Source organism: Nocardia sp. CA-136227 (assembly GCF_050955695.1).
Taxonomy (GTDB): Bacteria; Actinomycetota; Actinomycetes; order Mycobacteriales; family Mycobacteriaceae; genus Nocardia.
In genome coordinates this window covers 1,796,266-1,821,095 of the sequence record NZ_CP192081.1, presented here as the reverse complement: position 1 = coordinate 1,821,095, position 24,830 = coordinate 1,796,266, and the positions used below count along the sequence as shown (strand labels likewise).

The following is a 24,830-nucleotide window of genomic DNA, read 5'->3' as shown; positions in this document are numbered from 1 at the left end:
CGTCTTCAGCGTTCGTGGGCTTCTTCCAGCACGGTCCTGCCGAGCAGGGCGTAGCGGGCGGGATCACGCAGCTTCAGGTAGAGGGCGTAGCCGATGCCGGCCGCACCGACCAGCCCGACCAGCCACGGCGTCGCCTTCAACACCAGCGATCCGGATTCCGCGCCGGCCGCGGTGCCCATATTGACCACCAGCAGCACCACCACGCCCAGCATCGCCAGACCACCGGTCAGCGGCGCGACCAGGGTCTTGAACCAGTGCCTGGTCTCGGGGTGATGGTTGCGGAAGTAGACCAGCACCGCGAACGAGCACAGCGACTGCACGACCAGGATCGCCATGGTGCCCAGGATCGCGAGCAGGGTGTAGGTGCCGGTGTAGGGGTCCTTGCCGGCGATGCCGAAGCCCGCGACCAGCAGTCCGGCGATGATCGTCTGGACCAGACCGGCGATGTGCGGCGAACCGTGCTTGGGGTGGGTGCGGCCGAGGGTGCGCTGCAGCACGGGCAGGACGCCCTCGCGGCCCAGTGCGTAGAGGTAGCGGGCGGCACAGTTGTGGAAGGCCATCCCGCAGGCCAGGGAACCGGTCATCATCAGCCATTGCATCGCGGTGACCGCCCAGTGGCCGACATAGGTGTTGGTCGGATTGAAGAACACGTCCATCGGGTTAGCCGAGCCGGCCAGCTCCATCGATTCGTCGATGCCGTTGCCGGACATGGCCATCCACGACACCAGCACGTAGAACACGCCGACGCCGAGGACGGCGATCATGGTGGCCTTGGGGATGATCTTCTTGGGATTCTTGGACTCCTCGCCGTACATGGCGGTCGACTCGAACCCGACCCAGGACCAGAACGCGAAGAACAGTCCCAGCCCGGCCGACGGCCCGGTGAACGCGGCGACCGGGTTCAGCGGCGACAGCGAGAATCCGTGCGGCCCGCCACCGTGGACGGCGACCGATACCGCCATCACGGCAAGCACCGTGATCTCGGTGAAAAGCAGGACCACCAGTAGCTTTTCGGCCACGGCGACGCCGAACCAGGTCCCGACCGCGTTGAGGGCCAGCATGGCGATCGCGAACACCCACCACGGAATGTGCGTATCGAACTGTGCCAGCACGGTATTGGTGCCGAAGCTGGCGAAGATGCCGATCAGCGACGGCTCGAACACCATGTAGGCGAAGGCCGCCAGCAAGCCCGAGGCCAAGCCGATCGTGCGGCCGAGGCCGTAGGAGATGAAGCCGTAGAACGCGCCGGTGGCGGTGATGTGCTTGCTCATGGTGGTGAAGCCGACCGAGAACACGGCCAGCACGACCATGGCGATCAGGAAGGCCGCGGGCGTGCCCTTGCCGGTGCCGGCGGAGATCATGAACGGAACGTTGCCGGTCATGGCGGTGATCGGTGCGGCGGTGGCGATGGCCATGAAGACCACGCCGAGCAGTCCGATGGCGTTGGGCTTGAGCCGGTGGACGGTGGAGTCCGACTCAGGTGGCGCGGCGGCGGCGCGATCTATCTGCTGCGTCATCGAAATACTCTCTCTGTTAAACAATTTCGCTATCGGAAGTGATGCCGAGTGGCCGACTCGGCAGCGGCGTGGCGGAGGCTCGGGGTTTGATCGAGACGCCGGAGCGACCGGCGCGGAACATCTGATCGATGAGGTCGTGGGCCACGGCGGCGGCGTCGGCGTAGCTCAGGCCGTGTGGTGGGCGGATATTGGAGATGCAGTTGCGCTCGGAGTCGGCGCGGCCGGGCTGCGGCGCGAAGGTCAGATAGATGCCCAGGCTGTCGGTGACCGACAGGCCGGGCCGCTCGCCGATCACCACCAATACCGCTCGCGCACCGAGGCTTCGGCCGATGTGGTCGCCCAGCGCCACCCGGGCCTGAGTGGCGATCACCGGCGGCGCCAGGGAATAGTCCGGTGCGAACGCCTCGGCCAGCGCGGCACACAGCCCCGCGGCATGTTCGGCGACCGCGGTGGCCGACAGCCCGTCACACACCACCAGCGCCAGATCCGCTCCGAAGGAACCGAATTCGAGCGGCCCGGACGGTATCCGCCCCAGATCTGGGCGGCGCAGATACTGGTCGCGATCGCCCGCGGCGCTGGTCACGTGGACGGGGGCACCCAGTTCCAGCTCGCTCAGGGCGGCGTGCACGGCAGCCACCTCCAGCGGTGTCCGCACCGCGTCCCGGGCGAGCGCGTGGGATGCGTTGAGCGCCAGCACTTCCGGGGTAGCGAGCGCGTCACCGGCCCGGCGCAGCCCGATCCGGGCCAGGGTATGGGTGCGCATCCGACCCCAGGGATCGAGACTGTCGACGGTCTCATCGCCCTGAGTAACGGGCGGCACGGATCGCGGTGCGTCGATGGGCCGGTGTGTCATCGGTTCGCCACCAGCGCGCGCAGGGGGGATGCGGCCGGTCCGGCGGGCAGCACCCGGCCGTGGTCATCGGCCATGTCCATCCGTTGCAGCCACGCCTCGAATTCGGGTGCGGGCCGCAGCCCGCAGACGCGGCGCAGATACAACGCGTCATGGAAGGACAGGCTCTGGTAGCCGAGCATGGTGTCGTCGGAGCCCGGGACGGTGATCATGAACGCGGTCCCGGCCACTGCCAGCGCGGTCGCGAGCAGATCCATGTCGTCGGCGTCGGCCTCGGCGTGGTTGGTGTAGCAGACGTCGACGCCCATCGGCAGGCCGAGCAGCTTGCCGCAGAAGTTGTCCTCCAGCCCGGCGCGGGTGATCTGCTTGCCGTTGTAGAGGTATTCCGGGCCGATGAATCCGACGACGGTGTTGACCAGCAGCGGATCGAAGGCCCGCGCCACTCCGTAGGCCCTGGCCTCCAGGGTCTGCTGATCCACCGGCTGTCCGCCGACGCCCCGGTGCGCGTCCGCCGACAATGCGGCGCCCTGACCGGTCTCGAAATACATGACGCTGCGGCCGACGGTGCCGCGGTCCAATTCGCTTGCCGCCGCGGCGGTCTGCGCGAGCAGATCGAGCGTGATCCCGAAACCGGTGTTGGCGGCTTGGGTACCGGCGATGGACTGGAAGACCAGGTCGACCGGCACCCCCTGTTCGATCAGTTCCAGCGTGGTCGTCGCGTGGGTGAGTACGCAGGACTGCATCGGGATGTCGAACCCCGACCGGATGTCGTCGAGCAGATGCAGCAGCCGGGCGATGGCGACCGGGTCGTCGGAGGCGGGATTGATGCCGACCACCGCGTCACCGCAGCCGAGCAGCAATCCGTCGAGGATGCCCGCCGCGATGCCGCGCGGATTGTCGGTGGGATGGTTCGGCTGCAACCGGGTCGCCAACCGGCCGGGCGCGCCGATGGTGGTGCGGAACGCCGCCTGCGGCGACAGCACCCGCGAGACGGTGATCAGGTCCTGGTTGCGCATGAGTTTCGACACCGCGGCCGCCATCTCCGGAGTGAGGCCGCGCGCGAGGGCCGGGATCGTGAACTCGGCTGTCCCCGAGGCCACTTCGGTGAGCAGCCAGTCCCGGAACTCACCGACTGTCATCCTCGCGATGGGACCGAACGCGGCTCGATCGTGGGTGTCGATGATGAGCCGGGTGACCTCGTCGGTCTCATAGGGCACCACGGGTTCGTTCAGGAACACCGCCAGTGGAATATCGGCGAGTACCCATTTGGCGGCGGCGCGCTCGGCATCGGATTCCGCTGCGCACCCGGCCAATTCGTCCCCGGACCGTGCTGGACCGGCTTTCGCCAGAACCTCGATCAGGCTCCCGAACACATATGTCCGCCCGCCGATCTGCTGACGGTAAGTCATCGCGGAAACGCCCTCTCCCACCGGGCTCGAAAGCCGTTGAATTCCAATGGCGGCAGACGCTAATGGGGTTCTGTTACGGCAGGGCCGTCCCCCGATCACCAGCTTCGAGAATTTCGGCGGAGAAATTTCTCACCCGTGGAAATACGGTCGTTACTGCACGTAACAGCCTTGCCACAAGCGCCTGGCTACTCTGAGGCTCTTTCGCGGGCCGACGCCCGGTCCGCGACGCCAGGAGAAAGGCCGTGCCCGTGTGACAGTGCCCACCCCGACCCCACCGCTGGTGGTCGAGCGGTCGTCGATCAGCGGGCTGCGGCGGCGGCGACTCGCCTTCGCGCCGGTGTTCGCGCAGTCGGTGGCGGCCATCGCGCCCGCCGGGACGGCCGCGGTCACGCCGCCGTTCGTGATCGCCGCGGTCGGCGGCGGGCCGAGCGTGCTGGCCTTCGTCGGCGCGGCACTGCTGACCTGGTGTGTGGCTCTCGTGGTGCGGCCGATGGCGCAGCGGATCGCAGTCACCGGCGGGCTGTACACCTACGCGGCCAAGAGTGTGGGTCCGACCTGTGCGATCCCGGTCGGCTGGTCCGCGATCGTCGGCTACGCCGCGGTGAGTGTGGCGGGGTTGGTCGCGGTCGGGACCTATCTCGGTCGCGTCGCGATGCTCGCCGGGATCGATGTCCCGGTCACGGTGACGATGCTGCTGTCGGTCGCCGCGGCGGGAGCCGCGATGGTGCTGATGACCCGCGGCATCCGGCCGTCGGCGGTCGCCACCCTGCTCATCGAATGCGTGTCGGTGGTGGCGATTCTGACGGCCCTGGGCTACCTGCTCGTCGCCGAGCGGCACAACGTCGATCCGGTCCAAGCCATGTCCTGGCACGGCGACACCGGTGACCTCGCCATGAGCGCGGTGGTCGCGATCAGCGCGTTCGTCGGCTTCGAGAGCGCGACCACACTGTCCGCCGAGTCCTTCCGCCCGTTCCGCTCGGTGCCGAGAACCGTGCTGTGGACCCCGCTGGCGGCGGGCGTCATCTACTTGCTCGCCGTGGGCGCCGAGGCGGTGGCGCTGGCGGCGGATCCCACGGCGAGCAGCGGCACCCCCTTGTCCGATCTACTCCTGCACCATGATTCGCGGCTGCTCGCGGTCGCCCTGGATCTCGGCGTCGCCGCCTCGTTCTTCGCCTGCACCGTGGCCTCGATCAATGCCCTGGTGCGGGTGCTGTTCACGATGGGCCGGGAGGGCATCGCGCCGCGGGTGGCCGGGCGCGCGCATCCGCGTTTCCACACCCCGGCCGCCGCCATCGCCGCGTCCATGACGGTGGTGACCGGGTGCGCGATCGCGGTGCTGTGGGCGGGCGTGGCGCCGCAGGACGCCATCCGTTCGTTCCTCACCCTCAGCGCCTTCGGTTACCTGGGCTCGTATCTCCTGGCCTGCCTGGCCGGTCCGATACTGCTGCGGCGCATCGGGGAATCGAGCCGGGCGCTGACGATTCTCGGTGGCACCGCCGCGACGATGATCGGGCTGTTGATGGTCACGGCCGCGTTCTCGGGGCAACCGGGCAATGTCGCGGTGGTGGCGATGTACGTCGCGGTCATGGTGGCGGGCATCGCGTTCGCTGTCGCGCTGCGCCGATTCGCGCCGGACCGGCTGCGCGGTGTCGGGATATTCGATGAACCACAGCGCGACGACCTGTTGCTGACCTCATTGTTCCGGTAGCCCATGAGCACACGCGGCACTTCGGTCACCAATACGCTCGCGATTATCGAGATCGTGGCGGAATGCGGTGTGGGAATCACCGCCAAGGAAATCGCGCAACGCCTCGGCCTCCCGCCCGCGACAGCGTATCGGCTGCTCAATTCTCTGGTCGCCGACGAATACCTGATACGGACGGCCGATCTGCGCGGCTTCGGTCTCGGTGCGCGGCTGCGCGGGCTGGCGACCGCTTTGAACACACCGACCGTATCCCGGGCGGCACGACAATGCCTCGCCGAATTCCGCGCATCCACCCGGTTCGCGGTGAACTTGATCGGCTTCGGCGCCAGCACAGTTCAGGTGATCAATCAGGACCCGGACCATCCGGTGCCGGCCGAACGAGAACTGACCCGGAACCTGCATGCCTCCGCCGCGGGGAAACTGCTGCTGTCGACCCGAAACGACTGGCCGACCCTGGTTCCGGCCCCCACCCGCTTGACCGCCGGCACCCGGGTCACCCCCGCAGCCCTCGCTGCCGACATCGCCGCCATCCGATCCACCGGCCACGCCCGCGCCGTCGACGAACTGCTCCCGGGCCTGACCTGCTTCGCCTATCCCATCCACAACGAATCCGGCACTCCCGAGGCCGCCCTCTGCATGGCGGGATCGACCACCCGCTTGGACGCCATGACCACCTTCGACGAGGCTGCACGGACATGTGCCGCGCAGCTGGAATCACTGCTGTTCTGAGCAAGACGAACCACTATCCGTAGGAGGCACACGGAGGCATGCGCGTCGGGTGGCCAAATACCGCTGGTAGAGGGGGTGGCGGGGCAGAATGTGGCGCCATGCAGACATTTGCCCGAGTGTTGCAAGCTGTGGTTGTCGGTGCTGTGGTGGTGGCGGGGAGTCAGGGGGTGGGGGCTGCGCCGGTGCGGGCCGCGCCGCAGATTCAGTTGCCGTTTCTGAATGGGGAGCCGGAGGGGGTGCAGGCTCAGGGGGCGGCGGTGGCGGATGGGTTCACCGGGACGTTGTTGTGGTCTCGGGAGGCCAATACGCCGGTGCCGATCGCCAGTATCGCGAAGGTGATGACGGCGATGGTGGTGATCAATGCGAACAGTTTGGATCGGGCCGTCACCGTTCCCGCCGAGGCGATTTCGTATTGCTCGCGGAATGACGGGAGTACGGCGGGGCTGGGGGCGGGAGAGGTGCTCAGTACTCGGCAGTTGTTGTATGCGCTGATGCTGCCGTCGGGGTGCGATGCGGCGTACACGCTCGCCGAGGCTTATGGGCCGGGTCAGGATGTGTTTCTGGGGAGGATGAACGATACGGCTCGGCAGATGGGGTTGGGGGCAACGTATTTCGCCGATCCGAGCGGGTTGCCGGTGCCGGAGGACGGTTCGACGTTCTCGACGCCGGCCGATCTGATCGCGCTGGGGCTGCGGGCCATGGGACACCCGGTGTTCCGGGAGGTCGCGGGGACACGGAGTTATCACGTGCCCGCGGCGGCGGGGAATCGGGATCACGTGTGGGAGACCACGAATCAGCTGCTCAAGGAGTACCCGGGCGCGATCGGGATCAAGACCGGGTCGACCGATGCCGCGGGGGCGTGCCTGCTGTTCGAGACGGTGCGGGCGGGGATTCCGATGATCGGTGTGGTGCTGCACAGCTCGGCGTGGAGCGGGGCGGTCGCCAAGGATGACGCCTCACGCATGCTGAACTGGGCTTACCGGCCGATCACGGCCATCATGCCGGGTAGCTAACGCTGGGCCGGGTCCCGGCCCTCGATCACGATCGGGGCGTCGGGACCGAAGGCCATGCCGAAGCGGGGGCGGCCGTCGGGGCCGAAGTTCATGGGCTGGACGCGGACGCTGCGGCCCTCCCAGCCGGTGCCGGGTTCCAGGCGGGCGTGGTAGGTGATCCACGGGTGGCCGTCGATGGTGAGGAATCCATTGTGGCCCGGCGCGATAGCTCCCGGGCCGCCCGGCAGGAGGGGGCCACCGGATTTGGTCCAGGCCGCCGGGTTCATGGGATCGCCGCCCTTCGCCAGTTCGAGCAGGCCGATCCGGTAGGTGTCGTCGAAACTGGCGTTGGCGGAGAAGGTTACGAACAGTCGGCCGTCGGGGCCGATGAGCGCCTCGGGCGCCTCGTTGATCTTCAGATCGGCGTCGTTCGGCACGGTCTCCCACTCCGCGGTCGGCGTCGCGATACTGACCCGCTCACCGACCGGCGTCATCGGATCCGACATCCGCACCGCGCAAATATCTTGCACCCGTGTGTCTTCCGGGTCGCGCAGACACGACCACAGGTAGTACCCGGCGTTCTGATACTGCATGTAGGTGCCGTCGATCGCCCATCCCCCAGGCAGATTCATCTTCCCGAGGTACTCGTAGGGCCCGGCCGGATCATCCCCGACCGACCGCAACGCATACATCCGATGCGTCTCGTTGCGGTCGTCCTCCTGCCCCGCGAAATAGATCCACCATCGATCCCCGATGTGCTGCAACTCCGGCGCCCAGATCTTCGTGCACGCCTCCCCCGGGCATTCCCCGTGCTCCCACACCACCTTCGGCTCGCTCTTCCCGAGCCCGCCGAGCGTGTCCGAAGTCCGGATGACGACATTGTCGCCGTTGTAGAAGTCCCCCTGCACCAGAGAGAACCGGCCTTGGTAGTAGGCCATGCTCGGGTCGGCTCCCGCGGCGACCACTGGGTTGGCGAATTCCTCGCTATGCGGTCCGGACCCGCGCCGCTCGGCCGTTCCCACCCCCGCGACCGCGGTTCCGAGTCCCACGGTCAGGATGCTCACCAGCCCGAGCGCTCTCCGCCAACCCACCAGCCTCACCTCCAGCGACAGTCGAGAGTCAAGTTTCGACGCCGCCGCCCCCGAGTTCAATCAACACCCGCGAAAACCCAGCACCGCACAGCGATTCGCGGGGCGTCAGGCGGCGGCCCAGGCGAAGCCGTCGGGGTCGGCGAAGGCGCCGAGGGGGCCGGTGACGACGAGGCCGTGCGAGCCGGAGCCGGCGACGGGGACGCCTGCCTCCTTGGCGGCGGCCTTGCGGGGGTAGAGGGCGAGCTTGATCGGGGACTCGGGGAGGTCGAATTCGGCGTACTTGCCACCGAAGCTCTTGGAGACGGTCAGGCCGCGGTCGACGTAGAACTGCTTGCTGGCCTTCACGTCGTCGACGCCGAGGAGCAGGACGACGCTGTCGACGTCGCGGGTGACGGGGGCGGTGTCCTTCTTCTCGGAGGTGGTGACCTTCCAGATGGTGCCGTCGGGGCCCTGGATCACGCCGCCGTAGCCCCAGAAGCTCTTCTTGGCGGGCTTGATCACGGTGAAGCCGTGCTGGAGGGCGCTGGCGATGAGGCTGTCGGCATTGCCGGGCTGGGCCACGACCAGCGACATGATGAAGCCGCGGAAGCCCTCCGACGGGGCCGACACGGGAGCGAAGGAGAGCTGGTCGCCGAGACCGAAAGCGGCCTCGTAGGCGGCGGCGACAGCGGTGGGGTCGGTGGCCTCGAGGGTCACGTCGAGGGCGGTGGAAGCGGCGGCGGAAGCGGTGTTCGTCATGGCTATAACGCTAAATTTCGGACCGGCCGGCGACATCCGTGGTGACCACGGAACCGACACGGAGAACACCCACGGACCCCTACCGACCACCGCCCGGCAGCCGGGCGACCGCGGCGACCACGAGGCGGTAGACGAGACAGGCCGGGACGATGACCAGCACGATCACGCGCAACGCCATCAGGATCGCGGCCACGGCGAGGTAGCCGAGACCCATGCCGTCGAGCGAACCGAATCCGTGCCGCGCCGACATCAGCGCCATGACCGGGCACAACACGAGGTACATAACGTAGGGATCAGCGGGATGCGGACGAGCCGCCCCACCTCGAGCAGCCACGCGGGGGTTCTCATCGCGCCAGCTCCGGCCAGGAGGTGAGGAACCAACAGCGCCGGATTCCCGAGCGAATGGTGCGAGGCGCACGCCAGATGCCCTGCGCGGCGGGCGCTTTCATTTTCCCGAAAAGGGGGCTGACAATTGTCTCCCGCGCGGAGTTCGAGTTTTCCGGCAATTGCTCTCGCGTAGCCCCGTCGGCAGGTGCATTCTGGAGAGAAGACAGGAATTTCCGCTGCTCGAGGGAGGTAGGGACATGGTCAGGGTGACGGCGGTCGAAGCCAACGGCGAACACTGGCATCCGCATCCCGGCGACGCTATCGAGGATCCGCGGGAAGGGCCGGCGCTGATTATGTGCCTGCTCGGAATCGCGGCGCTCGGGATGACGATCGTGGCGGCCGCGTCCAAGTTCTACGGCTGGACCATAATCGGGGCGATTGTCGCTGCGGTGCTTATCGTTTCGGGTCTGCTGTGGATTCGGTTCGAGTACTTCCGCGAATTCCGGCGGGAACAGAAGAGCGGACGGCACGGGCACAATCCCCTGGTCCACGGTGAGTGGCGGGGGCGCCAGCTCAGCTCGTGGCAGGTCCGCAAGGGCGAGGGCCTCGAGAGCCTGGAGTCGTGACCGGCTGACCGGCCACGACCCCACGGTCCTCGGGTCCCGGGCTACTTCGCCGGGGCCGGAGCCGGGGTGAACGGCTGGTTGATGGTGGTGAAGTACTGGATCGCGGCGGCGATGGCCACCGGGGCGGTCACCAGGATCAAACCGCCGACAGCGCCGAGCGCGCCCATCGCCGCGGCGCCCGCGAGGCAGCCCACGACCGCACCCGGCAGGAACGAGAACAGGCCGCCGATGATGCCGGTGGCCAGCGTGGCGCCGCCGCCGACCGCGATGCCGCCCAGGGCGCAGCCCACGGCCGCGCCGCCGATGCCGCCGACCAGGGTGCCGATGGTGGCGCCGACGGAGATGGTGTCCTTCATGCGGTTCCACGCCGCCTGCTCGCGGTCGTAGGGGGTCTTCCAGGGCGCGGTGTCCTCGAACGGCAGCGCGACCGGGTGATAGGCCGCGTGGCCCAGATCGAATTGCGGCGTCAGCGTGACCGTGCGGTTCCGGATTTCGGTCGCGATCGGGAACACGAAATCGTCCACCCGGAAAGTCAGTTCGGTTCCGGCTACCACCGTGCCATCGGCGGCTTTGATCTTGAAGACACCGTTCTCGACATCCATCGTGCCGATATCGGTGGAAATGATGGCCGATCGGTCGGTGGCGGACGCCGAGTAGTGAATGGCGCCCACGTCACCCGTTTCGGGCTGGGCATTTGCCGTACCTGCGGTGATTGCCGTGACGGTGGCCACCAATGCGGTGACCGCCGCGATTCCGCTCTTGCGCATGTGATTTACCTCGATTGAGTATGCCCGCGGAAAAAGAACTCATCGCAGGATCAGTTACTGACAAGCAGACTCTAAGTCGGTTCTCAGCACATCGGCAATGCATATTTGCCATAAGTGACTCGTAACACAATCGAGATCTCTTCTGGAAGTCTCGTTGTGCGCCAAGGTATTCCGTTGTTCACCTGAATGGATTGAAAGTGTCCAGAAGGTGAACACGGTGCGGTCGGGCTATCGGCAGCCGGACCGGACAGGCCGCCGAACGGCCCGTACAGCGGCCGACGCGAGACCTCCGCGACCGGCCGGTTTCCGTCAGAGCTCGTCGAGCTCCGGGATCGGGGGCAGGACCGGCTCGGGCCACTCCTCGAGGGTCGCCACCTGCAGGTGGATGAAGGCCGCGATGCGGTGGCGGGCCGAGGACGGGAGTCGCTCGATATCGGCCGCGCTGAGGACGTGTGCGCCGAAGGAGTGGGTCTGTGACGCTTCGGAGTCGGGCGTTTCGGGAACAACCTCTAGCTTTGGCCGCGCAGCAGTAGCCGGGATGACAGGCTCATCCGGGTCTGCGGCAGCGGCGGTGGTTCGCACCATTCCGTGACCATAACCCTTTGGTAACACGCGCGGGAGCCGTTGGCGCACTTGTGTCTTCGCGCTGCGAATTCAGCGAAGCCATTGTAAAGAGAGTTTGAATGTGCAGGCAGACATGGCCATCCGGAAATCAGGTTCGCCTGCGCCGGAACATTAAGGTGATCGGCGTCACTCTGTCAACACTTCGGACAAATCTCCCCGAAGTGACAGGGAAACTCCCCTGAATGCCTCAGATCGGTCGGCTCGCAATGACATACAAGTCACGCGCCGGGCCCGTCGGCTTCTGGCCGATCGGCCATACCGCTCGCAACTGGCGTTCCAAATCCAGACCGGCGACCCCGGGCGAAACCAGAATGCCGTCGGCCAATTCGGTCGCCACCGCGAGTGAACTGAGCACCGCGGGCGCGAGGCCGTCGGCGACCGCGGTCTTGATGGCGGTGGTGGAGGACAACTCCAGCGCGATCTCCGGCCGCCACCCCGGAACACCCGCGGTCATGGCGCGCTCGAACGACGTGCGGGTGCCCGAGCCGGGCTCGCGGTAGATGAGCGGGGTGCGGGCCAGTTCGGTGGCGTCGATCTCCGGCCGCCGCGCCCACGGGTGGCCGGGCGCGACCACTACGACCAGCCGATCCCGCGCTACCACATGGCTTTCCAGCTCGCGGGGCAGGTGCGGGCTCTCGACGAATCCGATCCCGGCCCGGCCGTCGAGCACCGCCTTGGCCACCTCGGTCGAATTGCCCGATTCCAGGGCGATGGAAGTGTCCGGCATCCGCGTGCGCAGGGCCATCAGCCATTTGGGGAACAGGTACTCCGCCACGGTCTGACTGGCCGCGACCCGCAACCGCGAATCCCGCTGCGCGCGCAGGCTGTCGATTCCGGCGTCCAGGCGCGCGGCCGCGTCCACCACGTCCCGCGCCCATTCCGCGATCAGCGCCCCCGCCGCGGTGGGCCGCGATCCGAGCGTGGTCCGTTCCAGCACCGGAACGCCGACCAGCTGCTCGAGGTAGCGGATGCGCGAGCTGGCCGACGGCTGACTGATCCCGTGCGCTTTGGCCGCCCGCCCGAGACTGCCCAGCTCGATCACCGAGAGCAGCAGGTCGAGCGCGGACAGATCCGGGACGCGGGGGGACAACGGCATAGATCGAGTCTATGCACAGACCTCACAGGGGCCCGACGAGCGGGGAGAGGTTGGACGAACGGGTCAGCGAGCGGCGGCGACGCGCTCGATGACCGGCAGCCAGGAGTCGAGCGGCCGCACGGTCAGCCCGACGACCTTGCCCGCGTCGTCCGCGCGGCGCAATGCGATGGCCGCCGCGAAATCGGGGTCGTGCTCGAAGGCGGCTATCTCGGCGGCGGTCATCGGGCCACCCTGCGCGACCAACGTGCGCCGACTGGACTCCGACAAGGCCGCGGCGTGCGCCGAATCCACAGCTGCCAGATACCGTTTCGCGACCACGTGCAGCTCGACCAACCGTGCGACGCGTTCACCCAGCAGGCCGCGGACGGCAGCGGCGCCATGCTCCCCGTGGCCCGCGTCGTCGCCGGGCACCAGCTTGTGCCCGATGTCGTGCACCAGCCCGGCGACCTGAAGTTCCGCATCGGCGGGATGGTCGCGGCGCAGCAGTTCGGCGCACTGCCGGTCGTGGTCGAGGATGTCGACCGGATCCCCGCTGCGGTCGGGCATGTCCCAGGCGTCGTGGCAGTCGGCGAGCAGTGCCATGAGGTCGGCGACGGTGTCGAGCGGGGCGGCGGGCGCGCGGTTCACGCCCGCACCCTACGGCGGGGTGCTGGGGCTCGCCACCGCACCGCCGCCACGAGCTGTGCGGCGTTCTTCACCTGCGCATGTTGTCGGCCACCGCGATGGTGCCGAGGTCCGGTCCACCTCCGTCGGGGAATACCCGAACCAGACCCCCGGTTGAATTGGTTGACATATCCACAAATTGGATTCGGGTGCGACTCCGGACGAATCCGGAACGCATTGGACAATATTCCGCAAACCAACTGTGTGTGACCGGTGAGCGGGTCACCGTGCCTGCGCGCCGGATCCTTCGGAAGGAGCCTCCCATGCACGACCTGTCCGGCAAGACGATCCTGATCACCGGCGCGGCCCGCGGCATCGGCGCCGAGACCGCGCGGCAGGCGGTCGGGGCCGGGGCCAACGTCGTGATCGCGGACGTCCTCGACGACGACGGCAAGGCCTTGGCGGCCGAGCTCGGCGCGCAGGCCGTCTACCAGCACCTCGACGTCACCTCGGAGCCCGATTGGCTGGCCGCGCTGGCCGCCGCCCGCGACGCCTTCGGCGGGACCGTGAACGGCCTGGTCAACAATGCCGGGATCTCCACCGGCGACCTGCTGACGAACGAGTCGGTCGAGCATTTCCGCAAGGTCATCGACATCAACCTGGTCGGCGTCTTCCTCGGCATGCGGACCTTCATTCCGGCGCTGAAGGAGGCGGGCGGCGGGTCGATCGTCAATATCTCCTCCGCGGCCGGGCTCATGGGTCTCGCGCTCACCGGCAGCTACGGCGCGTCCAAGTGGGCGGTACGCGGCATGTCCAAGGTGGCCGCCATCGAGAACGGCGTCGATCGCATTCGGGTGAACTCGGTGCACCCGGGCATGACCTACACGCCGATGACCGCCCAGGTCGGCATCCAGCAGGGTGAGGGCGGCTACCCGAACACTCCGATGGGCCGGGTCGGCGAGGCCGACGAGATCGCGGCGGCCATCGTCTTCCTGCTCTCGGACGCGGCCTCCTACGTCACCGGCGCGGAACTGGCCGTGGACGGCGGCTGGACGGCCGGACCGACCGTGAAATACGTGATAGGCCAATAAGTCCGGGCGTCAGCGCTTCTCGATCCGGCCGCCCGGCGGGGCGACGGCGCCGCGGGTCCGCAGGTATGCCTCCAGGGCGTCGAGATCGATGGGCCCGACCAGGGTTTCGGTGTTCTGCGTGAACACCGAGAAGCCGTCGCCGCCGGCGGCGAGGAAGCTGTTGGTCGACACCCGGTAGACCGCCACCGGATTCAACGGCTCCCCCGCCACCCGGACGCTGCCGTCGATCACCTTGTGCCCCTTGGGCGCGGCGTCGGAATACGAATAGGTGATGCCCGCGACCGACAGCACGCCGGGCTTGCTCACATTGTCCCATTGCTGTTCCAGCAGATTCAGGATCTGCTGTCCGGTCAGCGTCACGGCCACCACCTGATTGCCGAACGGCTGCACCGTATATGCCTGCGCGTAGGTGATGTTCCCGCCGGACAGGCCCGCGCGGACGCCGCCGGGGTTCATGAACGCGGCCACCGCCCGCACCGAGGCCATGGCGTCGAGCATGGAGTCGGCGATGACGTCGCCGAGCGGGGAGTCCCCGGCGGGCGCGGGTTCGGCGGGCAGGGGCGCGGCCGCCGAGCCGATGACGCGTTCGGCGCGCGGTTTCGATTGCGCGGCGAAGAAGTCCACCAGTTTCGCGGTGGCCGGGTCGGGGGTGATGTCGCGGGTGACGACCCGGTTGACCGCCGAGGCCTCCACTTTGCCGTCGTGGAAACGCAGCGTCACATCGGTGACGAGGCGGCCGAAGGAGGCGGCCTGGGTGACCACTTTGCCGTCGAGGGTGCAGTTGTAGGCCTGGTGACTGTGCGCGGTGAGCATCACCGAGACAGCGGCATCGGCCTTGTGCGCCAGGGCTTTCACGCCCGCCGAGATGCCGTCGCAGCCGTTGTAGTCCAGCGGTCGGCCCTGGGTCTGCTGGGTCCCGCCATCGTGCAGCAGCGCCACCACGGTTTCCGCGCCCGCGGCCTTCATGGCGGGCACGTATTTGTTGATGGCGTCGGCCTCGTCGCCGAAGCGGTAGCCGCGAATGCCTTCCGGCATGACGATGTTCGCGGTGTCGGGGGTGACGACGCCGACCACACCGATCTTGTGCCCGCCCAGTTCCAGCATGGTCCACGGCTTCAAGCCCTGCGGCTGTTGTCCGTCGGCGTCGGTGACATTGGCGGCCAGGTACGCGAACTTCGCTCCGGGGAACAGCTCGCCCGGGCCGCACCCGTCCGGCGCGCAGCCGCCCTGCTGTAGTCGGCGCAATTCGACGACGCCGTGGTCGAATTCGTGATTCCCGACCGAGGAGGCCGCGACGCCGACCGAATTGAGGAACTCGATGGTCGGCTCGTCGTGGAACAGCGCCGAGATGAGCGGGCTCGCACCCACGTCGTCCCCGGACGCGAGGACCGCGCTGTCCGGATAGGCCGCCTTCAACCGGGCCAGGTGCGCGGCCAGATACACCGCTCCCCCGGCCTGATACGCGCCCACCTTGCCATTGGAACCGTCGGGCGGCTGGAGGTTGCCGTGCAGGTCGTTGAGGCCGAACAGGTGCACCTCACCGGGTTTCGCCTGCGGCAGGTCCGAGGTCGAGACCAGGGGCACGGCGCTCGGAGTCGCGGGCGCGGTGTCCTCCGCTCCCCCGCACCCCGCCACCAGGGCCAGGCTCAGCACCGTCGCGCACACACCGAGAACACGCCGACCGCTCATGGTTGTCGACTGTGTCAGACGCCGTCGACGCACGCACGACGGCGGGGTGAATTCCGCCGTCACCGCCCAGCGCGCACACGCCGACGGCCGCCGACTGCTCGGGCGGGCGGCCGTCGAGACGAATGGTCTAGCTGCTCGACGCGCTCGCGAACGGGGTCACGGCGGGGACGGACGGACGCCGGATCGGGTGCTGCCACAGGCCCTTTCGCTCCAGGATCGGCAGCACGCCCTCACCGAACCAGTACGCCTCCTCCAGGTGCGGATAGCCCGAGAGCACGAAATGGGAGATGCCCGCCTTCGAGTACTCGACGAGCCGCTCGGCCACCTCTTCGTGCGAGCCGACCAGGGCGGTGCCCGCGCCGCCGCGGACCAGGCCGACGCCCGCCCACAGGTTGGGGGCGATCTCGAGCCGGTCGGTGCTGCCGTTGTGCAGTTCCGACATGCGGCGCTGCCCCTCGGATTCGCTCTGCGCCAGGGCGGCCTGGACGCGTTCGATATCGGCGGGGTCGATGCCGGCGAGCAGCTTGTCGGCGACCGCCCACGCCTCCTCGGAGGTGTCACGGGTGATGACGTGGATGCGCAGCCCGTAGTCGAGCTTGCGGCCCGCGTCGACGGCCAGCCCGCGGATCCAGTCCAGTTTGCGGCTCACCGCGAGGACCGGTTCACCCCAGGTCAGGTAGGTGTCGGCGTAGCGGGCCGCGACCGGTCCGGCCGGGCCCGAGGACCCGCCGAAGAAGATCGGCGGCACCGGGTCGGGCCGGTTGCTCAGCAGCGCGTTCTCGACGCGAATGTGCTCGCCGTGGAAGGTGACGGGCTCGTGCGAATTCCACAGCGCCCGCACCACATCCAGGAATTCGCCGGTCCGCGCGTAGCGGGACTCCTTGTCGGCGAAGTCGCCGTAGGCGGCCTGCTCACGCGGTTCGCCGCCGGTCACCACATTGAGGAACAGTCGTCCGGCCGAATGCCGTTGGAAGGTGCCCGCCATCTGCGCGGCCAGGGTCGGGCTCATCAGGCCGGGCCGCAGCGCGACCAGGAACTTCAGCGTCTCGGTGGTCTCGACCAGCATGGCGGTGGTCAGCCAGGCGTCCTCGCACCAGGAGCCGGTGGGGGTGAGCACGGCCTCGAAGCCATTGCTCTCGGCGGCCGCGGCGATCTGGTTGAGGTAGTGCAGCGAGGCGGGCCGGTCCCCGGACATGGGGGTGCCGTGCCCGCCGACCACCAGGCCGCGGGAGTCGCCGGAGGTGGGCAGGAACCAATGGAACGACAAGCTCATGCGGGGACTCCTAGGAGGTGAATCGGTCGTTGAAACGGGTGTCGATGAAGTCGGCGATCCGGACCTTGCCGGGGATCAGCTTGGCGTCGGCGAAGCCGTCGGCCACTTGCTGTTCCGCGGCGATCGTCGCCTCATCGAGCGGATGGTCCTGGTAGTTGGCGCGATTCACGGCCAGCAGGGTGACGTCGTAGGGCACGCCGGTGATGCCGGAGGATTGCTTGGCCCACTCCTCGCGGTGCCCGGTGATCCACACGTGCGCCCGCCGCAGCCGTTCCAGCAGATCCCGTACGGCGGCGGCATTCGCCTTGTTCTGCAACGTCTTCGAGCCGGCGACGTAGGAGCTGTCCGGCTTCACGTAGCCGGTGCCGTCGACCAGCACGCGGGCCCCGCCGATCTCGGCTTGCGCGGCATACGGGTCCCACACCGTCCAGGCGTCGACGCGGCCGGTGGACAGGGCCGCGAGCGCGTCGGCGGGCTGCAGGTACTGCGGCTCGATATCGCTGAAGCCGAGCCCGTTCTTGGTCAGCACCGACAGCAGGTGGTAGTGCGCGGAGCTGCCCTTGGTGACCGCGATCTTCTTGCCGCGCAGGTCCTTCGGGTCCTTGATCGCCGAATCCTTGGGCACGATCACGGCGTTCGCGGCGACGCCGGAATCGTAGGAGCCCACGATCTTGATCTGCGATTTGGCGGCCGCCGCGAACACCGGCGGCGCGTCACCGACGCCACCGAAGTCGACCGATCCGGAGTTGATGCCCTCGAGCAGCGGCGGACCGGCGGTGAAGGTGGACCATTCGATCTTGTACGGCAGGTTCTTGCTCTCCCCCGACACCTCCAGCTGGGCTTGCAGCGCCAGGCCCTTCTGGTCGCCGACGTGCAGGGTCACCTGGGACAGATCCACCGAACCGTCCGCGTTCACGCCCTTGGTGTCGTCATTGCCCGAGGAGCACGCCGCGCCCGCGAGGGTCGCGGCGACCGCCAGGGCGGCGAACAGGCGCTTGGTCTTCATTCGGTGGTTCCTTCCGGGGTGACGCCCAGCTCGGCGAGCAGTTCCGCTCGCAGCGCCTGGAATTCGGGGTGGTCGCGCCGCCGGGGGCGCGGCAGGTCGATGGGCAGCTCGCGGCCGATGCGCCCGCCGTCGAGCACCAGGGCGCGGTCGGCCAGCAGCAGCGCCTCGTCCACGTCGTGGGTGACCAGCAGGACGCCGGGCCGGTGCCGGGCCCACAGGTCCAGCACCAGGCCGTGAATCGTGATGCGGGTCAAGGCGTCCAGAGCGCTGAAGGGCTCGTCGAGCAGCAGCAGGTCCGGTTCGCGGACCAGGGCTCGGGCCAGCGAGGCGCGCTGGGCCTCGCCGCCGGAGAGGGTCAGCGGCCAGGCCTCGCCCCGCTCGGCGAGTCCGACCTCGGTCAGCGCGGCCGCGGCCGCCGCCTTGGAGTCGGTGCGGCGCAGGCCGAGGATCACGTTGTCGCGCACCCGTTTCCACGGGACCAGCCGCGGTTCCTGGAAGGCGACCGCGACCTCGCCGGTGACGGAGAGCTCGCCCTCGGTCTCCCGATCGAGGCCGGCCAGCGCGCGCAGCAGGGTGGATTTTCCGGAGCCGCTGCGGCCCAGCAGGGCCACGAACTCGCCGGGGCGGATGTCGAGATCCAGGCCGTGCAGGACTCGGCGTGCGCCGAAGTCCTTGACCAGACCGCGAATTCGCACGACCGGGGTGGTGGTCGCCGGGGTCCGGGCGACCGCGGGAGCCTCCGCGCGGACGGTCTCCTCCAGTCCGGCCAGGGTCTCCGCGATGACCGAATCGGTCAGGGTGCCAGGAAGCCGCGTCGCCATGACAGCGCTCTCCTCTCGATCGAACGGACGAGTGCGTCGGTGAGCAGCCCGAGCACGCTGTAGACGAGCAGCCCGACCACGATCACGTCGGTGCGCAGGAATTCGCGGGCGTCGTTGATCATGAAGCCCAGGCCCGCATCGGCATTCACCTGTTCGGCCACGATCAGCGCCAGCCAGGCCACGCCCAGCGACTGCCGCAACCCGACCAGGGTCTGGGGCAGCGCGCCCGGCAGCACGATGTGCCGGATCAGTCCCGCGCGGCTGAGCCGCTGCACCTGCGCGAGCTCGGCCAGTTTGCCGTCCACACTGCGGATGCCCGCGAAGGTGTTGAGGTACAGGGGAATCGCGACGCCGAAGGCGACCAGCACGATCTTGGGCAGCTCACCGATGCCGAACCACAGGATGAACAGCGGGATCAGGCCGTAGAACGGCAGCGTCCGCAGCATCTGCATGAGCGGGTCGACGAGGTACTCCCCCGCTCGGCTCAGTCCGGCCACCAGCGCCAGCGCGATACCGGCGGCCGCGCCGATGGCGAAGCCGAGCGCCGCACGACTCGAGGACACCGACACGGCCTTTGTCAGCGTGCCGTCCTTGATCAAGTCCACCGCCGTCTCGACGACCGTCACCGGGGAGGCGAGCAGTCGCTCGGGCAGCACCCCGGTCGCACTGGTCAGCTGCCAGGCCATGACCACCAGCAGCGGCGCGACGAAGCGAGCCAGGACGGAAACGTTCGGCAGGCGTGGCCGGCCCACGACGGGCTGGACCTGCACGGCAATGGAGGACACGAAGCACCCCTCGGGCGAACGGGACGGGGACCGTGGCGGCCGAGGGCCTTTCGAGCGCCACCTGTCCGACTGTGCCGTTCCCGGCCCGGCCGGTCACCGGTTGGAATCCCCGTGATTCTGGGATCCCGAGGGCCTGGGAGAGCTGTGCGTCAGATGCTGCGGGTCAAGGAAAAAAGGGGGTGGTGCCGGGTTCCCTCCGCAGCTGGGAACCCGGCACCGGGTCGGCACCGGTGTGGGCGGTGGCCGACGTCTAGTGGCCGTCGCGGACGATCTCCACGGCGCGGGCGAGAATGCCCAGGCCGTGGGTGATCTCGTCATCGCTGACGGTCAAGGGCGGGAGCAGCTTCACGACCTGCTCGGTGGCTCCGGAGGTCTCGACCAGCAGGCCGAGTTCGAAGGCGACCTGGCAGACCTTCTCGGCCTGCGAGGCGTCCTCGAAGACCAGGCCGTGGACCAGACCGCGGCCGCGGGTGGTGATGCCGCCGAAGGATTCGGTGAGGGTGACCAGCTGGTCGTGGATGCGGGCGCCCTTGGCCAGGGTGGACCGCTCGAGGGCGTCGTCGGACCAGTACTCGCGCAGCGCGACCTCGGCGGTCACGAAGGCGGTGTTGTGGCCACGGAAGGTGCCGTTGTGTTCACCGGGCGCCCACTGGTCCAGTTCCCGGCGCATGAGCACCAGCGCCATGGGCAGGCCGTAGCCGCTGATGGACTTGGACACCGCGACGATGTCGGGGGTGATGCCGGCGATCTCGAAGGAGAAGAACGGGCCGGTGCGGCCACAGCCCATCTGCACGTCGTCGACGATGAGCAGAATGCCGCGGGCCGAGCACAATTCGGACAGGGTGCGCAGCCATTCGGAGCGGGCCACATTGACCCCGCCCTCGCCCTGCACGGTCTCGACGATGACGGCGGCGGGCTTGTCGAGTCCCGACGAGGTGTCGTCGAGCGCGCGGCGCATCCACGAGAAGTCCTCGGGCTCATCCAGATAGCCGTCGAAGGGCATCGGCGTGGTGTGCACCAGGGGGACGCCCGCGGCGGCGCGTTTGGCGGCGTTGCCGGTGACCGACAGCGCGCCCAGCGTCATGCCATGGAAGGCGTTGGTGAAGTTCAGGACGGTGGTGCGACCGGTGACCTTGCGGGCCAGCTTGAGCGCGGCCTCCACGGCATTGGCGCCGGTCGGGCCGGGGAACTGGACCTTGTAGTCGAGGCCGCGCGGGGTGAACACCAGATCGCGCATGGTCTCGAGCAGGCGGCGCTTGGCGACGGTGGACATGTCCAGGGCATGGGTGATGCCGTCGGCCATGATGTAGTCGACCAGGGCCTTCTTGAAGACCGGATTGTTGTGACCGTAGTTGAGGGTGCCGGCGCCGGCGAAGAAGTCCAGGAACTCCTTGCCGTTCTCGTCGGTCAGCCACGCGCCGCGGGCGGTGTCGAAAACGGTCGGCCAGGAACGGCAGTAGCCACGCACATTGGATTCGAGCGCCTCGAAAACGGTCGTCTCTGCAATGGTCATCGTGTGGTTCCTAGCGTCGCAACTAAGTGAAACGCTGTTGTTTCTATCACATGGGCGCCGAAGCGAAATCATTTTCTTTCGAATCGGGCGGCCATACCCGCTGCCTATGACCACGTGACGCACACCGCAACAGACCGGCACACAGCATAACTCGTTGCGGGACACCGGCCGCATCCGTAGGGTCACACCCTTGTGCGCAGCGACGTGGGGGTCTACTGGCAGCTGGTCAAAGCAGGGTTTCGCAGACAATCGCACTATCGGCTGGCGATGGCGGCGGGCCTGCTCACCAATCTCGTGTTCGGCTTCGTCCGCGCGGCCGTACTGATGACGGCCGTCCGCGAGAACAACGGCTTCGGCGGCTACGACCGCGGCACCATCGGTGCCTACATCTGGCTCTCCCAGGGACTGCTGGGGGCCATCGCCTTCTGGATGCTGCCCGACATCGTGGAACGCATCCGCACCGGCGACGTCGCCGTCGACTTCCTGCGACCCGTCGACATCCAGTTCGCGCACCTCGCGGAATACCTGGGCCGCGCGGGGTTCTCACTGCTGCCGCGCGGGCTGCCCAGCATCCTGGCCGGGGCGCTCACCTTCGGACTCGCCTTCCCGGCCACGCCCGGCCCGTACGCGCTGGGCGCGATCAGCCTGCTGCTGGCCATGGTCCTGTCGTTCCTGTCCATGTTCGCGGTCAGCCTGGCCGGGTTCTGGCTCATCGAGACGCGCGGACTGCGGTCCCTGCACATGATCTGCGGGACCTTCCTGGCCGGACTGTTCGCGCCGGTCCACCTGTTCCCGGGCTGGCTGCGCGCCGTCGCCTACTCCACCCCGTTCCCGTCCATGCTGCAATGGCCGGTCGATCTGCTGTCCGGTCGCACCACCGGGTGGGCTGCGGTGGAAATCCTTGCCGTGCAATGCTTCTGGTTGGTGGTTCTGGTCGGGCTCGGGCAACTGCTGCTGCGGGCCGGACGCCGCAAGCTGGAGGTGCAGGGTGGGTGAGGCGATCCCCTCACGTCTGGCGCCCTACCGCGCGGTCCTCGGATCCCGGCTGCGCGCGCAACGCGCGTACCCGCTGTCCTTCGCCACGGATGTGCTGAGCGCCTTCCTGATCGGGCTGATGGAATTCGCCGAAATGTGGGTGGTCTTCCACAATGTGCGGCAACTGGGCGGGCTCGATCTGAACGGCATGCTGCTGCTGTTCGGCATGAGCAATACCTGTTTCGCCATCGCCGACATGGTGGTCGGGCACGCCGACACGCTGCCCACCTATATCCGGATGGGCACCCTCGACGCGTACTACCTGCGGCCGCAACCGCTGCTGCTCCAGCTCATGACCAGTGATGTGCAATTGCGGCGGCTGGCGCGCATCGCGGTGGCCGCCACCGTGCTCGCGTTCGGCTTGGTGCGCAACGACATCGACTGGTCCGCGGCGCATCTGGTGCTGTTCGTGGTCACCGTGGCCTCCGGAATCGCCATCTTCGCAGGGCTTTTCGTGTGCGCGGCCGGGGTGCAGTTCTTTCTGATCGACGGTGCGGAGCTGACGAATTCCTTCACCTACGGCGGCTCCTACGCCTCGATGCAACCGACCTCGGTGTTCCCCACCCCGATGAAACTCGTATTCGGATTTCTGATTCCGGTCGCCTTCACCTCCTATCTGCCCGCCATCGCGTTGCTCGGATTGCCCGGGCCCGCGCCGCTGCCGGGCTGGCTGGCGTGGGCGGCCCCGGTGGCGGCGGCCTGGGTGTGGGCGGTGGCGCTGTTCCTGTGGCGGCTCGGGACCAGGCACTATCAAGGAGGCGGCGGATGACCGGGACCCGGACCGGCGAGCGGGCCATCATCGAGATCGAGGGCCTGACACGGACTTTCACGGTCAGCAAGAAGGAGGGCCGCTGGCGACGGCGGCGCGAGGTGCTGACCGCCGTGGACGACATGAGCTTCCGGGTGGAGCCCGGCGCGGCGGTCGGATATATCGGCGCGAACGGCGCGGGCAAGTCCACCACCATCAAGATGATCACCGGCATCCTGGTGCCCTCGGCCGGACGGTTGCGGACCTGTGGCCTGGACCCGGTGCGGCAGCGCCGCGAACTGGCCTCACGGATCGGGGTGGTGTTCGGACAGCGCTCACAGCTGTGGTGGGATCTGCCGCTGCGCGAATCGTTCTCGATCCTGGCGGCCATCCACCGGCTCGAACCGGCCGCCGCGCGGGCCCGCACCGCCGAGCTCATCACGCAGCTGGAGATGGGCGGCACCCTCGACACCCCGGTGCGACAGCTGTCGCTGGGGCAGCGCATGCGCGCGGAAGTCGCGGCGGCGCTGCTGCATTCGCCGGAACTGGTCATCCTCGACGAGCCGACCATCGGCCTGGACGTGTTGTCCAAGCAGCGATTACGCGAATTCCTGCGGCACGAGCGCACCCAGCGCGGCACCACCCTGCTGCTCACCACCCACGACATGGGCGATATCGAGCGGCTGTGCGAGCGGGTGCTGGTCGTCGATCACGGGCGGCTGATCTACGACGGCACCCTGACCGGGCTCGGCGCGACCGTCGGCGCGCAACGCGTGCTCACCGTCGACCTCGCCGAGCCGACCGCGGACCTCGACGACCTGCCCGGGGCGAAACTGCTCGACAGCGCGGGCGCGGGCATGCGGCAGCGGCTGGCCTTCGATACCGAGACCACCACCGCCGCGCAGTTGCTCGCGGCCGTGTCGGCGCGCGCCGAGGTCCGCGACCTGTCCATCGAGGAACCCGATATCGAGGACGTGGTGCGGCGGCTCTACGAGGCCGCGGCGTCGGGCTCCCTCGCACCCTGATCGAGCCGGAACGGCGGGTAGACGTCGGTCATGAGCGAGGCGTAGGCGCGCACCCGCAACGACCAGCGGTTGATGCCCATCAGGAAGTCGTACAGGCCCTGCGGGTAGACGCCGGTGAACAGCAGCGCGATCACGGCGACCAACACGAGAATCGCCATGGGCGCGAACGAGTTCCGGCCGCCGTACACCAGCGCCGCCACGATCAGATACTGCGGAATTGCGAGCAGCCACCATTTGATCAGGACCAAGCCGCGGCTGAACCGCTCGGGATAGTCGACCTCCAGGTCCGCCGGATATGCCGGATCGGGTTCCAAACTGAACGGTGGGTATTTATCGGTGCCCAGCTGCGAGAGGGCATAGAAACGCACCCGCCAACTCCAGCGCAGCACGCCGACATTGAAATCGAACAGCGCTCTCGGATACTGCTCGGTAATGAGGATGGCGAAGAAGGCGACGATACTGACCGCGAGATAGGCGATGCTCAGAAAGAGCAGGACGATCAGGTGTGGAATAGCAAGTATCCACTTGACTATCCACAGCCAGCGGGAGACCACGGGATCGAGATCCCCCCGTACACGAACCGGATAAACAGGACTTGGCTGCATGGCCGTCACTCCTCTCGAGCGGCGGCGCACACCTGGCGACCACCGCGCGAACAGCGGTGAGCCGTTGTTCATCCCATTGTTTCCCCTGCGACGCGAAGATCACATCTGCTTCTCACACATTGTGACCAGATTCGTAATAGCGCGCGCGACGGCGAGTTCCGCACA

25 protein-coding genes are annotated in these 24,830 nt (G+C 68.1%); 8 read left to right on the top strand and 17 right to left on the bottom strand.

Annotated elements, in window-relative coordinates:
* Positions 1 to 5 precede the first annotated feature (5 nt).
* The 3 genes from ACQP06_RS08055 to ACQP06_RS08045 are packed head-to-tail and all read right to left on the bottom strand — an operon-like array spanning position 6 to position 3,776.
* Positions 6 to 1,517, bottom strand: coding sequence for an APC family permease (locus ACQP06_RS08055; protein ID WP_433671616.1), 1,512 nt, complete (start codon positions 1,515 to 1,517; stop codon positions 6 to 8).
* A 16-nt stretch (positions 1,518 to 1,533) separates the two neighbouring features.
* On the bottom strand, positions 1,534 to 2,370 hold the full coding sequence (gene eutC / locus ACQP06_RS08050; RefSeq protein WP_433671614.1) for an ethanolamine ammonia-lyase subunit EutC: 837 nt from the start codon (positions 2,368 to 2,370) through the stop codon (positions 1,534 to 1,536).
* A complete protein-coding gene (locus ACQP06_RS08045) occupies positions 2,367 to 3,776 on the bottom strand; it encodes an ethanolamine ammonia-lyase subunit EutB (protein WP_433671612.1) in 1,410 nt (469 codons plus the stop codon). The genes eutC and ACQP06_RS08045 overlap by 4 nt, the downstream gene beginning before the upstream one ends.
* A 250-nt stretch (positions 3,777 to 4,026) precedes the next feature.
* On the opposite strand from ACQP06_RS08045, the gene ACQP06_RS08040 reads away from it, so the two are divergent.
* From ACQP06_RS08040 to ACQP06_RS08030, 3 genes are all read left to right on the top strand, one after another.
* Positions 4,027 to 5,484, top strand: coding sequence for an APC family permease (locus ACQP06_RS08040; protein WP_433671610.1), 1,458 nt, complete (start codon positions 4,027 to 4,029; stop codon positions 5,482 to 5,484).
* Between the two features lie 3 nt (positions 5,485 to 5,487).
* Complete coding sequence (locus ACQP06_RS08035; protein WP_433671608.1) at positions 5,488 to 6,210, top strand: IclR family transcriptional regulator; 723 nt, start codon at positions 5,488 to 5,490, stop codon at positions 6,208 to 6,210.
* 98 nt (positions 6,211 to 6,308) lie between these two features.
* Positions 6,309 to 7,223, top strand: a complete 915-nt coding sequence (locus tag ACQP06_RS08030) for a D-alanyl-D-alanine carboxypeptidase family protein (RefSeq protein ID WP_433671606.1) — start codon at positions 6,309 to 6,311, stop codon at positions 7,221 to 7,223.
* On the opposite strand, the gene ACQP06_RS08025 is transcribed toward ACQP06_RS08030, so the two are convergent.
* The 3 genes from ACQP06_RS08025 to ACQP06_RS08015 all read right to left on the bottom strand — a co-directional run bounded on the left by ACQP06_RS08025 (position 7,220) and on the right by ACQP06_RS08015 (position 9,314).
* Positions 7,220 to 8,293: a glycoside hydrolase family 43 protein gene (locus ACQP06_RS08025; RefSeq protein WP_433671604.1), complete on the bottom strand. Its 1,074-nt coding sequence runs from the start codon at positions 8,291 to 8,293 to the stop codon at positions 7,220 to 7,222. The two genes, ACQP06_RS08030 and ACQP06_RS08025, sit on opposite strands and share 4 nt — an antisense overlap.
* 105 nt (positions 8,294 to 8,398) lie before the next feature.
* The gene (locus tag ACQP06_RS08020) at positions 8,399 to 9,031 is read right to left on the bottom strand and encodes a glyoxalase (RefSeq protein WP_433671602.1); all 633 of its coding nucleotides are present in this window, start codon (positions 9,029 to 9,031) and stop codon (positions 8,399 to 8,401) included.
* 79 nt (positions 9,032 to 9,110) lie between these two features.
* On the bottom strand, positions 9,111 to 9,314 hold the full coding sequence (locus ACQP06_RS08015) for a hypothetical protein (protein WP_433671601.1): 204 nt from the start codon (positions 9,312 to 9,314) through the stop codon (positions 9,111 to 9,113).
* Positions 9,315 to 9,624: 310 nt separating this feature from the next.
* Between ACQP06_RS08015 and ACQP06_RS08010 the strand changes: the two genes are divergently transcribed.
* Complete coding sequence (locus ACQP06_RS08010) at positions 9,625 to 9,984, top strand: hypothetical protein (RefSeq protein ID WP_433671600.1); 360 nt, start codon at positions 9,625 to 9,627, stop codon at positions 9,982 to 9,984.
* 41 nt (positions 9,985 to 10,025) lie between these two features.
* On the opposite strand, the gene ACQP06_RS08005 is transcribed toward ACQP06_RS08010, so the two are convergent.
* The 4 genes from ACQP06_RS08005 to ACQP06_RS07990 all read right to left on the bottom strand — a co-directional run bounded on the left by ACQP06_RS08005 (position 10,026) and on the right by ACQP06_RS07990 (position 13,098).
* Entirely contained in the window at positions 10,026 to 10,751 is a 726-nt protein-coding gene (locus tag ACQP06_RS08005; protein ID WP_433671599.1) for a hypothetical protein, read from the bottom strand.
* A gap of 309 nt (positions 10,752 to 11,060) precedes the next feature.
* A complete protein-coding gene (locus tag ACQP06_RS08000; RefSeq protein ID WP_433671598.1) occupies positions 11,061 to 11,336 on the bottom strand; it encodes a hypothetical protein in 276 nt (91 codons plus the stop codon).
* 226 nt (positions 11,337 to 11,562) lie between these two features.
* Positions 11,563 to 12,471 carry a LysR family transcriptional regulator gene (locus ACQP06_RS07995; protein ID WP_433671597.1) on the bottom strand — a complete coding sequence of 303 codons (909 nt, stop codon included), beginning with the start codon at positions 12,469 to 12,471 and terminating at the stop codon, positions 11,563 to 11,565.
* Positions 12,472 to 12,534: 63 nt separating this feature from the next.
* Positions 12,535 to 13,098 carry an HD domain-containing protein gene (locus tag ACQP06_RS07990; protein WP_433671596.1) on the bottom strand — a complete coding sequence of 188 codons (564 nt, stop codon included), beginning with the start codon at positions 13,096 to 13,098 and terminating at the stop codon, positions 12,535 to 12,537.
* 299 nt (positions 13,099 to 13,397) lie between these two features.
* On the opposite strand from ACQP06_RS07990, the gene ACQP06_RS07985 reads away from it, so the two are divergent.
* Entirely contained in the window at positions 13,398 to 14,165 is a 768-nt protein-coding gene (locus tag ACQP06_RS07985) for a glucose 1-dehydrogenase (protein ID WP_433671595.1), read from the top strand.
* A 9-nt stretch (positions 14,166 to 14,174) separates the two neighbouring features.
* Here ACQP06_RS07985 and ACQP06_RS07980 read toward each other — a convergent pair whose 3' ends face one another.
* From ACQP06_RS07980 to ectB, 6 genes are all read right to left on the bottom strand, one after another.
* On the bottom strand, positions 14,175 to 15,854 hold the full coding sequence (locus ACQP06_RS07980) for a bifunctional metallophosphatase/5'-nucleotidase (protein WP_433671594.1): 1,680 nt from the start codon (positions 15,852 to 15,854) through the stop codon (positions 14,175 to 14,177).
* Between the two features lie 127 nt (positions 15,855 to 15,981).
* Positions 15,982 to 17,127 (bottom strand): LLM class flavin-dependent oxidoreductase, encoded by a 1,146-nt coding sequence (locus ACQP06_RS07975; protein ID WP_433671593.1) that lies wholly within the window; start codon positions 17,125 to 17,127, stop codon positions 15,982 to 15,984.
* A 10-nt stretch (positions 17,128 to 17,137) separates the two neighbouring features.
* The gene (locus tag ACQP06_RS07970; protein WP_433671592.1) at positions 17,138 to 18,133 is read right to left on the bottom strand and encodes an ABC transporter substrate-binding protein; all 996 of its coding nucleotides are present in this window, start codon (positions 18,131 to 18,133) and stop codon (positions 17,138 to 17,140) included.
* A complete protein-coding gene (locus ACQP06_RS07965) occupies positions 18,130 to 18,954 on the bottom strand; it encodes an ABC transporter ATP-binding protein (protein ID WP_433671591.1) in 825 nt (274 codons plus the stop codon). The genes ACQP06_RS07970 and ACQP06_RS07965 overlap by 4 nt, the downstream gene beginning before the upstream one ends.
* Complete coding sequence (locus ACQP06_RS07960; RefSeq protein ID WP_433671590.1) at positions 18,927 to 19,739, bottom strand: ABC transporter permease; 813 nt, start codon at positions 19,737 to 19,739, stop codon at positions 18,927 to 18,929. The genes ACQP06_RS07965 and ACQP06_RS07960 overlap by 28 nt, the downstream gene beginning before the upstream one ends.
* A 250-nt stretch (positions 19,740 to 19,989) precedes the next feature.
* Positions 19,990 to 21,252, bottom strand: coding sequence for a diaminobutyrate--2-oxoglutarate transaminase (gene ectB / locus ACQP06_RS07955; protein ID WP_433671589.1), 1,263 nt, complete (start codon positions 21,250 to 21,252; stop codon positions 19,990 to 19,992).
* A gap of 192 nt (positions 21,253 to 21,444) precedes the next feature.
* On the opposite strand from ectB, the gene ACQP06_RS07950 reads away from it, so the two are divergent.
* Genes ACQP06_RS07950 through ACQP06_RS07940 form a run of 3 tightly spaced genes read left to right on the top strand, consistent with a single transcriptional unit; the run spans position 21,445 to position 24,060 of the window.
* A complete protein-coding gene (locus tag ACQP06_RS07950) occupies positions 21,445 to 22,248 on the top strand; it encodes an ABC transporter permease (protein ID WP_433671588.1) in 804 nt (267 codons plus the stop codon).
* Positions 22,241 to 23,056, top strand: a complete 816-nt coding sequence (locus ACQP06_RS07945) for an ABC transporter permease (RefSeq protein ID WP_433671587.1) — start codon at positions 22,241 to 22,243, stop codon at positions 23,054 to 23,056. The genes ACQP06_RS07950 and ACQP06_RS07945 overlap by 8 nt, the downstream gene beginning before the upstream one ends.
* The gene (locus tag ACQP06_RS07940; protein ID WP_433671586.1) at positions 23,053 to 24,060 is read left to right on the top strand and encodes an ABC transporter ATP-binding protein; all 1,008 of its coding nucleotides are present in this window, start codon (positions 23,053 to 23,055) and stop codon (positions 24,058 to 24,060) included. The genes ACQP06_RS07945 and ACQP06_RS07940 overlap by 4 nt, the downstream gene beginning before the upstream one ends.
* Here the strand turns inward: ACQP06_RS07940 and ACQP06_RS07935 are convergent.
* Positions 24,024 to 24,665, bottom strand: a complete 642-nt coding sequence (locus ACQP06_RS07935) for a DUF4389 domain-containing protein (RefSeq protein WP_433673266.1) — start codon at positions 24,663 to 24,665, stop codon at positions 24,024 to 24,026. The two genes, ACQP06_RS07940 and ACQP06_RS07935, sit on opposite strands and share 37 nt — an antisense overlap.
* Positions 24,666 to 24,830: the final 165 nt, after the last annotated feature.

What these genes read in the sequence shown, in the direction of transcription:
- ACQP06_RS08055 (WP_433671616.1), bottom strand. Translation starts at nt 1,517, where the DNA reads ATGACGCAGCAGATAGATCGCGCCGCCGCCGCGCCACCTGAGTCGGAC.
- eutC (WP_433671614.1), bottom strand. Translation starts at nt 2,370, where the DNA reads ATGACACACCGGCCCATCGACGCACCGCGATCCGTGCCGCCCGTTACT.
- ACQP06_RS08045 (WP_433671612.1), bottom strand. Translation starts at nt 3,776, where the DNA reads ATGACTTACCGTCAGCAGATCGGCGGGCGGACATATGTGTTCGGGAGC.
- ACQP06_RS08035 (WP_433671608.1), top strand. Translation starts at nt 5,488, where the DNA reads ATGAGCACACGCGGCACTTCGGTCACCAATACGCTCGCGATTATCGAG.
- ACQP06_RS08030 (WP_433671606.1), top strand. Translation starts at nt 6,309, where the DNA reads ATGCAGACATTTGCCCGAGTGTTGCAAGCTGTGGTTGTCGGTGCTGTG.
- ACQP06_RS08020 (WP_433671602.1), bottom strand. Translation starts at nt 9,031, where the DNA reads ATGACGAACACCGCTTCCGCCGCCGCTTCCACCGCCCTCGACGTGACC.
- ACQP06_RS08015 (WP_433671601.1), bottom strand. Translation starts at nt 9,314, where the DNA reads ATGTACCTCGTGTTGTGCCCGGTCATGGCGCTGATGTCGGCGCGGCAC.
- ACQP06_RS08005 (WP_433671599.1), bottom strand. Translation starts at nt 10,751, where the DNA reads ATGCGCAAGAGCGGAATCGCGGCGGTCACCGCATTGGTGGCCACCGTC.
- ACQP06_RS08000 (WP_433671598.1), bottom strand. Translation starts at nt 11,336, where the DNA reads ATGGTGCGAACCACCGCCGCTGCCGCAGACCCGGATGAGCCTGTCATC.
- ACQP06_RS07995 (WP_433671597.1), bottom strand. Translation starts at nt 12,471, where the DNA reads ATGCCGTTGTCCCCCCGCGTCCCGGATCTGTCCGCGCTCGACCTGCTG.
- ACQP06_RS07985 (WP_433671595.1), top strand. Translation starts at nt 13,398, where the DNA reads ATGCACGACCTGTCCGGCAAGACGATCCTGATCACCGGCGCGGCCCGC.
- ACQP06_RS07980 (WP_433671594.1), bottom strand. Translation starts at nt 15,854, where the DNA reads ATGAGCGGTCGGCGTGTTCTCGGTGTGTGCGCGACGGTGCTGAGCCTG.
- ACQP06_RS07975 (WP_433671593.1), bottom strand. Translation starts at nt 17,127, where the DNA reads ATGAGCTTGTCGTTCCATTGGTTCCTGCCCACCTCCGGCGACTCCCGC.
- ACQP06_RS07970 (WP_433671592.1), bottom strand. Translation starts at nt 18,133, where the DNA reads ATGAAGACCAAGCGCCTGTTCGCCGCCCTGGCGGTCGCCGCGACCCTC.
- ACQP06_RS07965 (WP_433671591.1), bottom strand. Translation starts at nt 18,954, where the DNA reads ATGGCGACGCGGCTTCCTGGCACCCTGACCGATTCGGTCATCGCGGAG.
- ectB (WP_433671589.1), bottom strand. Translation starts at nt 21,252, where the DNA reads ATGACCATTGCAGAGACGACCGTTTTCGAGGCGCTCGAATCCAATGTG.
- ACQP06_RS07940 (WP_433671586.1), top strand. Translation starts at nt 23,053, where the DNA reads ATGACCGGGACCCGGACCGGCGAGCGGGCCATCATCGAGATCGAGGGC.
- ACQP06_RS07935 (WP_433673266.1), bottom strand. Translation starts at nt 24,665, where the DNA reads ATGCAGCCAAGTCCTGTTTATCCGGTTCGTGTACGGGGGGATCTCGAT.